At 42.9% G+C, this 14,303-nt stretch carries 13 protein-coding genes and 1 other annotated feature; of the genes, 9 read left to right on the top strand and 4 right to left on the bottom strand.

The window, feature by feature from the left end; all coding sequences use genetic code 11:
- The first annotated feature begins 5 nt into the window (after window positions 1–5).
- The 3 genes from thiD to tyrS all read left to right on the top strand — a co-directional run bounded on the left by thiD (window position 6) and on the right by tyrS (window position 3,320).
- Window positions 6–791, top strand: coding sequence for a bifunctional hydroxymethylpyrimidine kinase/phosphomethylpyrimidine kinase (gene thiD, locus C1A07_RS05295; protein ID WP_101878053.1), 786 nt, complete (start codon window positions 6–8; stop codon window positions 789–791).
- Window positions 788–1,693 (top strand): DMT family transporter, encoded by a 906-nt coding sequence (locus C1A07_RS05290; RefSeq protein ID WP_242972257.1) that lies wholly within the window; start codon window positions 788–790, stop codon window positions 1,691–1,693. Before thiD ends, C1A07_RS05290 begins: the two co-directional genes overlap by 4 nt.
- 42 nt (window positions 1,694–1,735) lie before the next feature.
- Window positions 1,736–2,005, top strand: a binding site (T-box leader).
- Between the two features lie 88 nt (window positions 2,006–2,093).
- Window positions 2,094–3,320: a tyrosine--tRNA ligase gene (gene tyrS, locus C1A07_RS05280; protein ID WP_101876183.1), complete on the top strand. Its 1,227-nt coding sequence runs from the start codon at window positions 2,094–2,096 to the stop codon at window positions 3,318–3,320.
- A gap of 27 nt (window positions 3,321–3,347) precedes the next feature.
- Here the strand turns inward: tyrS and C1A07_RS05275 are convergent, their stop codons facing one another.
- Genes C1A07_RS05275 through C1A07_RS05265 form a run of 3 tightly spaced genes read right to left on the bottom strand, consistent with a single transcriptional unit; the run spans window position 3,348 to window position 5,198 of the window.
- The gene (locus C1A07_RS05275; protein ID WP_101876182.1) at window positions 3,348–4,028 is read right to left on the bottom strand and encodes a hypothetical protein; all 681 of its coding nucleotides are present in this window, start codon (window positions 4,026–4,028) and stop codon (window positions 3,348–3,350) included.
- Between the two features lie 44 nt (window positions 4,029–4,072).
- Window positions 4,073–4,666 (bottom strand): nitroreductase family protein, encoded by a 594-nt coding sequence (locus C1A07_RS05270; protein WP_101876181.1) that lies wholly within the window; start codon window positions 4,664–4,666, stop codon window positions 4,073–4,075.
- Window positions 4,667–4,682: 16 nt separating this feature from the next.
- On the bottom strand, window positions 4,683–5,198 hold the full coding sequence (locus C1A07_RS05265) for an NYN domain-containing protein (protein WP_101876180.1): 516 nt from the start codon (window positions 5,196–5,198) through the stop codon (window positions 4,683–4,685).
- Window positions 5,199–5,411: 213 nt separating this feature from the next.
- Here C1A07_RS05265 and C1A07_RS05260 point away from each other — a divergent pair, with 213 nt between their 5' ends.
- Window positions 5,412–6,710 carry an aminotransferase class I/II-fold pyridoxal phosphate-dependent enzyme gene (locus C1A07_RS05260; protein ID WP_101876179.1) on the top strand — a complete coding sequence of 433 codons (1,299 nt, stop codon included), beginning with the start codon at window positions 5,412–5,414 and terminating at the stop codon, window positions 6,708–6,710.
- 86 nt (window positions 6,711–6,796) lie between these two features.
- Here C1A07_RS05260 and C1A07_RS05255 read toward each other — a convergent pair whose 3' ends face one another.
- Window positions 6,797–7,675: a LysR family transcriptional regulator gene (locus tag C1A07_RS05255; RefSeq protein ID WP_180952185.1), complete on the bottom strand. Its 879-nt coding sequence runs from the start codon at window positions 7,673–7,675 to the stop codon at window positions 6,797–6,799.
- A gap of 106 nt (window positions 7,676–7,781) precedes the next feature.
- Between C1A07_RS05255 and C1A07_RS05250 the strand changes: the two genes are divergently transcribed.
- The 5 genes from C1A07_RS05250 to argH all read left to right on the top strand — a co-directional run bounded on the left by C1A07_RS05250 (window position 7,782) and on the right by argH (window position 14,292).
- The gene (locus C1A07_RS05250; RefSeq protein WP_101876177.1) at window positions 7,782–8,651 is read left to right on the top strand and encodes a DMT family transporter; all 870 of its coding nucleotides are present in this window, start codon (window positions 7,782–7,784) and stop codon (window positions 8,649–8,651) included.
- A complete protein-coding gene (locus tag C1A07_RS05245) occupies window positions 8,648–9,658 on the top strand; it encodes an FAD:protein FMN transferase (protein WP_101876176.1) in 1,011 nt (336 codons plus the stop codon). The genes C1A07_RS05250 and C1A07_RS05245 overlap by 4 nt, the downstream gene beginning before the upstream one ends.
- Window positions 9,659–9,739: 81 nt before the next feature.
- On the top strand, window positions 9,740–10,189 hold the full coding sequence (locus C1A07_RS05240; RefSeq protein WP_101876175.1) for a GtrA family protein: 450 nt from the start codon (window positions 9,740–9,742) through the stop codon (window positions 10,187–10,189).
- Window positions 10,164–12,905 carry a YfhO family protein gene (locus tag C1A07_RS05235; RefSeq protein ID WP_101876174.1) on the top strand — a complete coding sequence of 914 codons (2,742 nt, stop codon included), beginning with the start codon at window positions 10,164–10,166 and terminating at the stop codon, window positions 12,903–12,905. Before C1A07_RS05240 ends, C1A07_RS05235 begins: the two co-directional genes overlap by 26 nt.
- A 4-nt stretch (window positions 12,906–12,909) precedes the next feature.
- Window positions 12,910–14,292 (top strand): argininosuccinate lyase, encoded by a 1,383-nt coding sequence (argH, locus tag C1A07_RS05230; RefSeq protein ID WP_101876173.1) that lies wholly within the window; start codon window positions 12,910–12,912, stop codon window positions 14,290–14,292.
- Window positions 14,293–14,303 lie beyond the last annotated feature (11 nt).

The raw sequence follows: 14,303 nt of genomic DNA, 5'->3' as shown, positions 1-14,303 counted from the left end.
AAGATATGAAAACAGTACTGACAATTGCCGGCTCTGACTGCAGCGGCGGCGCAGGGATTCAGGCAGATTTAAAAACAATAACATCTTTAGGACTTTACGGGATGAGCGTAATTACAGCTTTAACTGCTCAAAATACAACTGGAGTTTACGGAATTCAGAACAGCTCCCCGGAATTTGTGGCAAAGCAGCTGGACTGTGTATTCCAGGACATTTTTCCGGATGCAGTAAAAATCGGTATGGTTTCAGAAAAAGAGATCATAAAGGTAATTGCAGAAAAGCTGAAAGAATATGGGGCAAAAAATATTACTTTAGATCCTGTAATGGTAGCCACCAGCGGAAGTCGTCTTCTGGCAGAGGACGCAGCTGACACTTTGGCAAAGGAGCTTCTGCCGTTAGCCGCAGTTATGACGCCTAATATTCCGGAAGCGGAAATTCTTGGAGGCATGAAAATCACTTCCCCGAAACAGATGGAGGAAGCTGCAGAAAAGATTTCCTGCAAATATCATGGGGCGGTGTTAGTAAAGGGCGGACATGCAGTAAATGACGCCAATGACGTGCTGTACAATCACGGGGAGCTGACCTGGTTTAATGGAAAAAGAATTGAAAATCCTAATACCCATGGCACAGGCTGCACCTTATCATCAGCCATTGCATGTGGTCTGGCAGAAGGGTATTCTATGGAGGAAAGTGTGAGAAGAGCGAAAGAATATTTGTCGGGGGCTCTCAGCACAGATTTGAATTTAGGAAAGGGAAGCGGTCCTTTGAATCACTGCTGGAGGATTGAAAAATGAAAGAGCCCAAAGCAAAAGGGTATTTGATGACATTAGCCGGAGGCGCCTGCTGGGGCCTGTCCGGCTGTTGCGGCCAGTTTTTATTTGAACAAAAGGGAGCTACGGCCGAATGGCTGGTAGCTATACGTCTGCTTACGGCAGGGCTGATTTTGGCGGCTGCAGGATTTTGGAAAAACGGAAAAGAGAATATTAGTTTATTTAAAAATAAAAAGGATATCAGACAGCTGCTTCTTTTTTCCTTTGCCGGAATCTGGGTGTCTCAATATACTTATTTTGCGGCGATTCAGCACTCCAATGCAGGAACCGCCACTGTGCTTCAATATATGTTTCCGGTTTTAATTTTAATCGTAATATGCCTAAAGGAAAAAAGACTGCCTATTGGAATTGAACTGACGGCTATTATACTTTCTGTTCTGGGCACAGTCATACTGGGCACCCACGGAGACTTTACCACTCTTCACATGACGCCTGCAGCTTTATTTTTCGGCCTGGCGGCGGCAGTAGGCGGAATGTTATACAATATGCTTCCAGGAGATTTGATTCAGAGATATGGAATGTTTCAGGTAGTAGGCTTTGGAATGATATTTTCCGGAGCTGTTTTCTGCGCGGCTGTAAAGCCCTGGAATCAGTATGTAATTTGGGATGTGGGAACTGTGCTTACCTTAGCCGGGGTGATTGTAGTGGGAACGGCAGTGGGATTTGGCTTATACCTTCAGGGAGTCAGCATAATCGGTCCCTTAAAGGGAAGTATGCTGGCCAGCATAGAGCCGGTATCTGCAGTAATCATCTCAGTATTTTGGCTGGGCACAGCTTTTACAGTTTTTGATCTTATAGGCTTTGTGATGATTATGGGAACAGTTATGCTTCTTACTTGGAAGCAAACGCCAAAAAAAGGTGATTGACAAATTTTCGGGAACCACATATAATGGGGATAATTCTATGAAGAAAAAGCAGAGAAGGGAACAAGTAGTATACAGGCAGCAGCACACAGAAAGCAGCCGGCTGATGAGAGGCGCGTGGAAAGCCGTGTACGAATACATCCTGGAGCTTCGCCCCCAAAGAGACTTTTCCGTTACAGTTTCAGTATCCGGTAGGCGGCGACGTTACGGCGCACGTTACAGCGCCTGGGTATTTATTCAGATACCTGCAGAGACAGGCGGCGCGAGCTGTCTGTAAATAAAGGTGGTAACACGAGCGGCAGCCTCGTCCTTTTGGACGAAGCTGCCTTTTTGCATATGAGATGGAAAATCATATGGTAAAAGCCTATAAGGCAAAAAAATGAAAAAGAAAAGGAGCAGAATAATGACTGTATATGAAGAGTTAGTTGCCAGAGGCCTGATTGCCCAAGTGACAAATGAAGAAGAAATTAAAAACATGATTAATAATGGAAAAGCCACATTCTATATTGGCTTTGACCCTACAGCAGACAGCCTTCACGTAGGCCATTTTATGGCTTTATGTTTAATGAAAAGACTGCAGATGGCAGGCAACCGCCCTATTGCTTTAATCGGCGGCGGCACAGGCATGGTTGGAGATCCTTCCGGAAGATCTGACATGCGCCAGATGATGACAGAGGAAATGATTCAGCACAACTGCGACTGCTTTAAAGAGCAGATGAGCCGTTTTATTGATTTTTCTGAAGGCAAGGCGTTAATGGTAAATAATGCGGACTGGCTGTTAAAGCTGAATTATGTAGAGCTTTTAAGAGAAGTAGGGGCCTGCTTCAGCGTAAACAACATGCTGAGAGCAGAATGCTATAAGCAGAGAATGGAAAAAGGGTTAAGCTTCTTAGAGTTTAACTACATGATTATGCAAAGCTACGACTTTTATGAGCTGTTCCAGAGATACGGCTGCAACATGCAGTTCGGCGGCGACGATCAGTGGAGCAATATGTTAGGCGGCACAGAGCTGATTAGAAGAAAGCTGGGCAAGGACGCTCACGCCATGACAATTACCCTGCTGCTGAACTCAGAAGGAAAGAAAATGGGAAAAACTCAGTCAGGAGCAGTATGGCTGGATCCCAATAAAACAACTCCTTTTGAATTTTATCAGTACTGGAGAAACGTGGGAGATGCAGATGTGTTAAAATGCCTGCGTATGCTTACTTTCCTGCCCTTAGAGCAGATTAATAAAATGGACAAATGGGAAGGCAGCCAGTTAAATACAGCAAAGGATATTCTGGCATATGAATTGACTAACCTGGTACACGGGGAGGAAGAGGCGAATAAGGCCAGAGAAGCCTCCAAAGCATTATTTGGCGGCGGCGGAAATCTGGAAAATATGCCTACAGTAGAGCTGACAGAAGAAGATTTCCAGGACGGACAGATGGACATTTTAGCCATGCTCCAGAAATCAGGCCTGGCTCCGTCCAGATCTGAGGCCAGAAGAAATGTGGAGCAGGGAGGCGTATCTGTAGACGGAGAGCCTGTAAAAGACATTAAAGCTGTATTTACAAAAGATCAGATCGGTTCTCAGGGAATCGTGTTAAGAAGAGGAAAGAAAAACTACAAGAAAATCATTTTGAAATAAGATTCTTGCAGTTTTGTATTTATACTATTACTCCAAAGGTAAAATGAAAGCTCCGGGCCCCTGTGAGTAGTCTATTTCTGAGGCGTAAGGGGGAAACATAACAATTTTAGAAGCCTGGCTGGAGGAATCTGACCAAACCAGACACTTTGCTCCTGTATAAAGGGTATCTAAGGTGATTAGATTTCTGGTAAGGTATGGAAGAATGGCGCAATCAGAAGGCACTGTAAAGGTAAGTCCTTCTGAAGCAGTCAGGCAATATCCTGATTCTGTTTTTGTCATGGAAGCCACTGTAATATAATCAGGCACCTTAAAATCAGCGGGAATGCTGCACAAAATTAAATCAGGACTGTTTTGAGGCGGCAGGCTGAGAGCCATAGCGGGACTTAAATAAACATAAGCCGCCTCGCCGTCAGTAATAGAATCAAAGGACACCGGATAGCCGTTTACAGCGTCCAGGATTCTGGTGTTTTCTGAAATATGAAGAATAATCTGCCCGGGGCTGGATACAGTACTTTGATTATTAAAAGATAAAGTATTGTTATCTGTTTTTGTAATTGTGCCGTAGGCTGCCAGGGAAGTGCTTAAAGAGACGGTCTCATCTGACATACTGCCTGCATCAGAAGCAAAGGCAGAGAAGCTGCCTGCAGAGCATAAAAGTGCAGCTGTACATAAAAACATAGCTGTAAAATGTCTTTTCTTTCTTTTCATAATAAAATCTCCCATCTTTTATTATTTTGTTTTTAAATCTTTCATTAGCTTCTCCACTGTGTAATTTCATCCAGGGCCTTGCGGGGCCTCATAGAAGGACTTTCATCCTGATACCCTAAAGTCATAGCGGCGATTAACGTACCCTGGCCGTTAATCCACTGGTTCAGCTCTTCATAAGCAAAAAAGATATCGCAGATCCACAGGCTGCCCAGCCCTAATTCTGTGGCGGCTAAGGTCATATTTTCCAGAGCGGCGCCTACAGACTGGGCGTTGCAAATTTCATATATCCGTTCCTCCGCCGTTGCCGGCTGAGAAATATTAAGTCCCAGGGAGTTTGTAACCAGAATAGTAACAGGAGCCTGTCTCATAATTTCTAAAGTGTAAGCGGCGCCGGATAAATGTTTTTGGCTTTCAGGCAGCAAAGGCTTTCCGTTTTTCTCCCTCTCCAATCCCTGTTCCATGGCGGCCAGCATCTTTATTTTGCTGTTTCCGGAAACAACTGTAAATCTCCATGGCTGCCGGTTTTTGGAGGAAGGAGCCATGATTCCGGCCTTTAAAACCTGCTCTATCAGAGCTTTGGAAACCGGCCTGCTTTGATACCTCCGGATGCTTCTTCTGTTTTCTATTGTCTGGATCATAAAAATCTCCTTATATTTATTGTTTGTTCAGCCTGATTTTTTCCAGGTATTCAAATAAAGCCGGGTCAACATTGTCAAACAGCCTGTTTTTTTTAGATGGAATGCGCTCTAAATGCTGCTTATGTATTTCGTCGTTGGTTTCTTTTATTTCCTTTTCCAAATCTCTGGCCGACAGTCTGACGGCACCTTTTCCTAAAATAATTACCTGCTCCAGCTTGTCTGAGGTAGCCACCTTTACATGGTGGGTGCGTCCGATTTCCTGAGTTACCTTTTCTATATATTGATCGGCAGTTTCCGCTTCTTTAGTAAAAATAACATGGATGTTGTGATATTTGATTACCTCCCCGGGATTCCCTTTTACCTTGTAGCCGTCGAAAACCAGAATCAAATTGCACTTTTTAAAGCCCTGATAATTACAGAGAATATCCTGCAGCTTCATTCTGGCGGCGTCCAGGTTCGTATCAGCCAGGGCCTTTAAATCAGGCCACGCAAAAATAATATTATATCCGTCTACCAATAGGTAATCTGCCATGTTTTCGTTCCTTTTCCAAGTGAGAATGAAAGCGCCAGAACCTTTGTCCTGCAGCTTATATTATTATGGTATCTTTACCTATTAAAAAAGTCAATGAAAAATTTTTTAACAAAAACCTTGCTAAAATGGGAATTTTGATACATAATGGTAACGATAATTACGGGAAATGTATTTGGTATCAAAATGTGGGTGTGCAGACGAGGAGAATGAAAGATGAAACCATATGCAGAAATGACAAAAGAAGAATTAAAAGAACTTAGAAAACAGCTGGCTGCCCAGTACAGAGAGATGCAGGGTAAGGACCTGAAACTGGACATGTCCAGAGGAAAGCCAAGCTTAGATCAGTTGGATTTGTCCATGGGCATGATGGATGTTCTCAGCAGCAGCGACGACTTAACTTGTGACGACGGAACAGACTGCAGAAACTACGGCGTTTTAGACGGAATCAAAGAAGCAAAGGAATTAATTGCAGACATGATGGAGGTAAATCCTGATAATGTTATTATTTATGGAAACTCCAGCCTGAATGTTATGTACGATACAGTGGCCCGCTCTATTACCAATGGAATTATGGGCAATACTCCCTGGAGCAAGCTGGACAAGGTAAAGTTTCTTTGCCCTGTGCCTGGATATGACAGACACTTTACAATTATGGAATACTTTGGCATTGAGATGATCAACGTGCCTATGACTCCAACAGGCCCTGACATGGATATGGTGGAGGAGCTGGTGTCAAAGGATGAATTGATTAAAGGTATCTGGTGCGTTCCCAAATATTCCAATCCTCAGGGAATCTCATATTCTGATGAGACAGTAAGACGTTTTGCAAGGCTGAAGCCTGCAGCCAGTGATTTTAGAATCTACTGGGACAACGCTTATACAGTACACCACTTATATGACCATGACCAGGATCACCTGGTAGAGATTTTGGCAGAATGTAAAAGAGCGGGAAATCCTGATTTAGTTTATAAGTTTGCATCTACATCTAAAATCAGCTTCCCAGGCTCAGGAATTGCTTCTTTAGCTGCTTCTCCAAACAATCTGGAGGATATCAGAAAGCAGTTAAGAGTTCAGACTATTGGACATGATAAGGTAAACCAGCTGCGCCATGTGCGTTACTTTGGCAATATTCATGGAATGGTTGAGCACATGAGAAAGCACGCAGATATTTTAAGACCAAAGTTTGAGGCAGTGGAAGATATTCTGGAGAAAGAGCTGGGAGGATTGGGAATCGCCTCCTGGACAAAGCCAAAGGGAGGATATTTTATTTCCTTTGATTCTCTGGACGGATGCGCAAAGAAAATTGTGGCAAGATGTAAGAAGGCCGGCGTTGTAATGACAAACGCAGGGGCTACTTATCCATATGGCAAAGATCCTCACGACACTAATATCAGAATCGCGCCGTCTTATCCGCCTCTTAACGATTTAATTCTGGCTGCAGAGCTGCTGGCTCTGTGTACAAAGCTGGTAAGTGTAGATAAGCTGCTGGCTGAAAAGGAAGCAGAGGCATAGGAAGAAAAAAAGTTCCCGGCAAAGGGCGACCTGAATATTCAGGATCAGCCGTCTGCCGGGAACTTGTTATTCTTCATTAATTTATTTTAACCTGCTGAAAACAAAATAACATTAACTAAAGACTGAAATGCAAGAGTTTGATATTTATCCTGGAGAAACATAACATGATTGGTGCAGGAAAGGTTAAAATCCACCACTGGGATCTCTGTTAAAAGACCTGCATCCAGATCCTTTTGCGCCAGCCTGCGGGGCAGAATCGTGATTCCAAAGCCCTGGCGGGCTCCTTCTAAAAGAGAGTGGGAGCTGACGCTGGTCCACACAGGGGAGGCGGAAACGCTGTAAAACAGCAAAGCGCTGTCAATCATATGGCGGATGGAGCTGCCTGTTTCGCGAAACAGCAAAGGATACTCCACCATTTCGTTAACAGTGGCATAGGGAAGCTGAGTAAGAGGGTGGTTGGGAGCCGCCAGTACAGCTAAAGGCTCAGAGGCCACGGGAACCTTTACTATAGCTTCGTTTTCCAGTATGCCTTCCATGAGAATCAGGTCTAGTTCATGGTGAAGCAGCAGCCGTTCCAGCTCTTTTTCATGTTCTACTGTAACCTTAATATCAGTATCAGAATTACTTACTTGAAAACGTTCCAGAATTCCCGGCAGGCAGGAGTTGACAATCACAGGAGTTACTCCCAGGCGGAGAGGAGTTTTTTTGTCGTAATCCTGAAAGGTATGCTCCAAATCGTCATACAGCTCCAGCAAAGGGATTACTTTAGAAAGAAACAGGCGGCCTGTCTCGTTTAACGCCACCTTGCGGGAGGAGCGGTCAAACAGCCTGGCGCCTAAGAATTCCTCCAGTTCGTTAATGGTGCGGGAAATCGCCGGCTGGGTAGTATGAAGGCGCTGGGCAGCTTTTGTTATGCTTTCCTCTTCACATACAGCTTGAAACGTATATAATTGCTTGATTTTCATATATTTATTCCTCACATGCATACAATAACTAAAATAAAGTATAACACTTTTCATATAAAAATCAAATATGTATTGCAAAAAAGGAAATAATTTTCAGGAGGAATCTATGAATAAAAAACATAAAGGAATCTTTTTTATAATTATTTCCGCATTCTGTTTTGCCCTGATGAATGTGTTTGTAAGAGGCGCAGGAGATTTGCCTTTTATACAAAAAAGTTTTTTCAGAAATTTTGTGGCGGCTATTTTTGCAACAGTAATTCTTATAAAAGACAGAATGTGGTTTTCAGGAATAAAAGGAAACATGAAATATTTGATTCTAAGGTCTGTGTTTGGAGCAATTGGGATGCTGTGCAATTTCTATGCCATTGACAGATTGCTGTTAGCAGATGCTTCCATGTTGAATAAAATGTCTCCGTTTTTTGCCATTATCTTCAGTTACTTTATATTAAAGGAAAAAGTAAAGCCTGTGCAGGCTGCGGCAGTAGGAGCGGCGTTTATAGGCAGCTTATTTATTATTAAGCCTACGTTTGTAAATATGGATTTATTTCCTTCTATTATAGGACTGATGGGAGGTTTAGGAGCCGGGGCGGCTTATACAATGGTTCGATTATTAGGAGAAAAAGGGGAGAAGGGCCCGTTTATTGTGTTTTTCTTTTCAGCCTTTACATGTGTGATTACTCTGCCTTATTTGATTTTACAGTATCATCCTATGAGCGCCTGGCAGCTTGCCAGCCTGCTTTTAGCAGGAACAGCGGCTGCAGGAGGCCAGTTTTCTATAACAGCCGCATATTTTTATGCGCCTGCCAGAGAAATATCTGTATATGATTATTCTCAGATTGTATTCTCGGCAGTTATGGGATGGATGTTTTTTGGCCAGCTTCCGGACAAATACAGCTGCGTGGGATATGTGGTGATTGTGGGAGCTGCCGTTTTAATGTTTCTCTATAATAATAGAAAGGAAAAAGTGGCTGGATGAAAAAATTTGCGTTGGCGGCTGCAGCTGTGTGCGCAGCTTTGACGGTTTGCCTTACTGGCTGTAAAGAAAATAGACAGATTGAGCCTATCAGCCAGTCTGCCTTTCTGCTGAATACCTTTGTAACTGTTACTCTTTATGATTCAGAGGACCAGGATATTTTAACGGGCTGCCTTAAATTGTGCGGGGAATATGAAAATATGCTTAGCAGAACCATAGAGGGAAGTGATATTTACAGGCTGAATCACAGAGAGCCGGGGACAAGAGCCATGGAGGTTCAGGAGGAGACAGCTGAACTAATAGAAAAAGGGCTTTACTACAGCAAACTTTCAGAAGGAGCCTTTGACATAACAATAGAGCCTTTAAGCAGTCAATGGGATTTTACTGCAGAAAATCCTCAGGTGCCTGATGAGAGAAGCCTGGAGGAGGGGGCCAGAAAGGTGGATTATAGGCAGCTTCAAGTAGAGGGAAATCAGGTGATTTTTCAGTCTGACGATACCAGAATTGACTTAGGAGCCATTGCAAAAGGCTATATTGCAGATAGGCTGAAAGATTATCTGCTGGAGGAAAATGTAAAAAGCGCTGTGATTAATCTGGGAGGAAATGTTTTATGCGTGGGAGAAAAGCCGGACGGACAGCCCTTCCGCATTGGCCTTAGAAAGCCCTTTGAGGGGCAGGATCAGGTAATAGGAGTTTTAGATATCAGCGACAGATCTATGGTTACGTCTGGAGTTTATGAGCGCCATTTTGTAAAGGACGGGGTAAATTATCACCATATTTTAGATCCTAAGACAGGATACCCTTATAATAACGGGCTGACCAGCGTTACCATAGTATCAGAACAATCAGTGGACGGAGACGGGCTCAGCACAGTCTGCTTTTCACTGGGGCTTGAAAAGGCGCTGCAGCTGGTGGAAAGCCTGGACCAGGTGTATGCTGTATTTATTACAGAGGACGGGAAAATTCATACCTCCAAAGGAGCGGAACAGTTTTTGGAGGAACTGCCCTAAGATCAGGGCTTTACTTTTCACAGACTGTATAATAAAATATAGCCATATGTGCCTGAAACATTTGCAAGAAGGAGTATTTCCATGATAAGCAGGTTATTAAATAAAACCTTAAATAGAGAAACAATTTCTTATTTGATTTTTGGAGTGCTGACTACCTTAGTAGACTGGTTTTCTTACGCAGCTTTCCGGTGGGGCGGCATGGACTACAGGCTGGCCACTATTTGCTGCCAGGCGGCGGCCATTTTATTTGCATATGTGACAAACAAGTTATTTGTGTTCCGCAATTTTGAATTTGCTGTTGCCCATTTAATTAAAGAAATAACCTCGTTTTTTACCTGCAGAATTGCCACGGCAGTTTTTACATATTTTGCCATGGTATTTATGGTAGACGGACTTGGAATTACTCAGGATATGATCTGCAAGGTGGTTGTGTCTGCTATTTCTCTGGTTGCCAATTATTTGTTCAGCAAATGGTTTATTTTTAAGGACAAGCCTTCAAAGGGGAATGGAAATGAAACAGGAAGAAATTAACCAGGTTTCTAAAGAATTAGAGGATATATTGAATATGATGTCAGAAAAAGATCAAAGCATTCCCATGAGAGAGCCTATGCCTTTTGAGCCAGATCCTGTTATGGAAGAGGAGGATGTGGGAGACGGGGATTTTCAGGAATTAGATTTAGAGTCCTTAGATCTAAATGAAGATCTGGGAAGGGAAGAAAAAAAGCCAAAGAACAGAGGACGACTTCTGTTTTCCTCAGCCGATGGCTTGGCGGCGGCTTTTTGGATTCCTATTGCAGTAATGATTATTATATTTATTCAGAGAGAGATTTTTCCCTTTGGAGAAGAAAGCTTTTTAAGAACGGATATGTACCACCAGTATGCTCCGTTTTTTTCTGAATTTCAGTATAAACTGAGAATGGGAGGCAGCCTGCTGTACAGCTGGGATGTGGGAATGGGAGTTAATTTTTCCGCCCTGTTTGCCTACTATCTGGCCAGTCCCCTTAATTGGCTGATTTTCTTTTGCCCCAAGGGCCTGATTATTGAATTTATGACATATTCCATTGTTGTGAAAATCGGCCTGGCAGGTTTGTCCTTTGCCTATTATTTAAAAAAACGATTTGGCGGCGGCTTTGGAATCGGCTATTTTGGCATTTTTTATGGACTGTCCGGGTACATGGCCGCCTACAGCTGGAACATTATGTGGCTGGACTGTATTATTTTATTTCCCATAGTAATGTTAGGCCTAGAAAGGCTGGTAAAGGAGAAAAAATGCGGTCTTTACTGCATTTCGCTGGCAGCTTGTATTTTATCAAATTATTATATTTCTATAATGATTTGTATTTTCATGGTGCTGTATTTTGGGGCCCTTCTGATTTTGGAAAACAGAAAAAAATGGAGGGATTATGCAGTAAATATCATACATTTCTCTGTATATTCTCTTTTGGCGGGAGGGCTGGCCGCCGGTGTGCTGCTTCCTGAAATCTGCGCCCTTCAGGCTACGGCTTCAGGAGAATTTAATTTCCCTAAAACATTTCAGTCCTATTTTTCTATATTTGATATGATTGCCAGACATATTGGCAATGTGCAGGTGGAAATTGGCTTAGATCACTGGCCTAATATTTACTGCGGCGTGGCGGTGCTTATGTTTTTCCTTTTGTATCTGTGCTGCAGGAAAATATCTGTAAAGGAAAAGGCAGTATACTGCGGTTTACTGTTATTCTTTTACGCCAGCTTTTCCATTAATGTGCTGAATTTTATATGGCATGGTTTTCATTACCCAAATAGCCTGCCATGCCGCCAGTCCTTTATATACATTGCGTTGATGCTAGTAGTATGCTTCAGGGCCTATGAGAATTTAGACAGTATTCCATGGAAGCACGGGGCGGCTGCTTTCTGGGGAGCCGTTGCATTTATTTTGCTGGCAGAGGAGATGGCGGGGGATTTAACAGAAAACACGGAATTTCGTTTTGCTATATTTTACGGAGCTATTTTAATTCTGGCCTTGTATGCAGGAGTTATTTATTTATGGAAAAAGGGCAGGGCCAATAAAAATCTGGTGGTGCTTTTAGCTCTGGGGCTGGTGTCTGTGGAGGCTGCTGTAAATACTACGATTACAAGCGTTACTACTACCAGCAGAACTGCGTACACAGAAGATAATCAGGACGTAATAGCTTTAGTGGAAAGGCTTTCTCCATCTGCTCCGTTTTACAGAATGGAGAAGGTAAAGAGAAAGACAAAAAACGACGGGGCATGGATGAATTTTCCTTCAGTTTCTTTGTTTTCCTCAACTGCCAACGCAGATTTGACGGCATTATTTAAAAAGCTGGGGTGCGAGGCTTCCACAAACTCCTATAGTATTACCGGCAGCACACCTTTAGTCGACTCACTATTTTCTGTTAAATATGGAATTTATTCTGAGGAGGAGGCAAATAATCCTTTGCTGACCTTAACAGATCTGGAGGGGGACACATGGCTTTACGAAAAAGCATATACTCTGCCTTTAGGTTTTGGAGTGCCTGGAGATTTTGACACTAACTGGCAGACAGAATTAGGCAATCCTGTGGGAGTTCAGAACGATTTGTGTTATATGACGGGAGCTTCCCCTGTTTTAGAGCAGATATGGGGAGAGGAATCTGGAAGTACTTACACTTTTACCACAGCAATAGACGGCGATTACTATGTGTATGTGGAAAATAAGCAGGTAGATCAGGTTCGGGCGGAAGCCGGGATTAATGCAAAGACCTTTGATAATGTAAAAAGAGGATATTTGCTGGAATTAGGTTATTTAAGAGCTGGGGAAACAGTTACCTTGACTGTCCAGGAGCCGGAAGGCCAGACAATAAACGCAGGGGTTTACCGTTTCTCTGAGAAGGGATTGGAGGAGGTTTACGGGAAATTAAATCAGTCTCCGTGGAATCTGACTGAATGGACAGATACCTCCTTATTAGGCACTGTAGATATGCAGGAGGCAGGCAAATTGTTTACCTCTATTCCCTATGATTTAGGCTGGAAGGTAACAGTGGACGGAGAGCCTGCAGAAACAGAGAAAATATTAGATACATTTTTAAGTGTAAATCTGACAGCGGGGCTGCATAAAATCCAGATGGAATACGAGCCTGTAGGATTAAGAACGGGCGGCTTAATATCAGCGGTCAGTCTGGGACTGTTTTTAGTTTTTATGGCAGCAGAAAAGCAGGCGGCTTACAGGAAAAAGAAAAAATTATCAGAATCAGAAGAGGAGAGATAAGAATATGAAATTATGGGGCGGACGCTTTACTAAGGAAACAAATCAGCTGGTGCACAATTTTAATGAATCCCTGTCCTTTGACAGAAAGTTTTATCATCAGGATATTGAAGGCAGCATTGCCCATGTAACAATGTTGGCAAAACAGGGAATCTTGTCTGAAGATGACAGGGACAAAATTATCCAGGGGTTAAAGGGAATCAGAAAGGATATTGAAGAGGGCCGTCTGGAATTTACACCGGAGCACGAGGATATCCATTCCTTTGTGGAGGCGAATTTAACTGAGAGAATCGGGGAAGCAGGAAAAAGACTGCACACAGGAAGAAGCAGAAATGACCAGGTGGCTTTAGACATGAAGCTGTACACAAGGGATGAAATACAGGAGCTCTCTCACCTTTTGAAAGATCTGTTAAAAGAGCTTTTAACAATTATGGAAAACAATTTAGACACCTTTATGCCTGGATTTACTCATTTACAAAAAGCCCAGCCTATTACTTTGGCTCACCATATTGGAGCTTACTTTGAAATGTTTACAAGAGACAGGCAAAGACTCCATGATATTAAGGAAAGGCTGAATTATTGCCCTTTAGGAGCAGGAGCCCTGGCTGGCACAACTTATCCTTTAGACAGGGAATACACAGCTAAGCTGCTGGGATTTTACGGCCCTACATTAAACAGCATGGATTCTGTGTCAGACAGAGATTATTTAATTGAGTTTTTGGCGGCTCTTTCTATTATTTCCATGCATTTAAGCCGCTTCTGCGAGGAGATTATTATTTGGAATACTAATGAGTACCGGTTTGTAGAGCTGGACGATTCCTACAGCACAGGCAGCAGCATTATGCCTCAGAAGAAGAATCCTGATATTGCAGAGTTAATCAGAGGCAAAACAGGAAGAGTGTACGGAGCCTTAATGTCTCTTTTAACTGCTATGAAGGGCCTGCCTTTAGCCTATAATAAGGACATGCAGGAAGATAAGGAGCTGACCTTTGACGCCATTGACACGGTAAAGGGCTGCGTTTCTCTGTTTACCGGCATGGTATCTACTATGGGCTTCAGAAAGGATGTAATGGAGACCAGCGCTAAAAACGGATTTACCAATGCTACAGATGTAGCTGATTATCTTGTAAATAAGGGAGTGCCTTTCAGGGATGCTCACGGAGTATCAGGCCGTCTCGTATTAAAATGTATTGCTAAAGACTGTGCCTTAGATGATCTGACTTTAGAGGAGTTTAAAGAAGAAAGCCCTGTTTTTGACCAGGATGTTTTTGAGGCCATCAGCATGAAAACATGTGTGGAGAAGAGAAATACTATAGGAGCTCCCGGCCGGGAGGCCATGAAAAAAGTAGTGGAAATTTATAAAAAGAGAATGGAAGAAGAGCAGGCATAAGATGAAAAGGC

Origin of the sequence: Lachnoclostridium edouardi, from assembly GCF_900240245.1 — a bacterium.
Taxonomy (GTDB): Bacteria; Bacillota; Clostridia; order Lachnospirales; family Lachnospiraceae; genus Lachnoclostridium_A; species Lachnoclostridium_A edouardi.
This window is presented reverse-complemented; position numbering and strand designations above follow the sequence as displayed.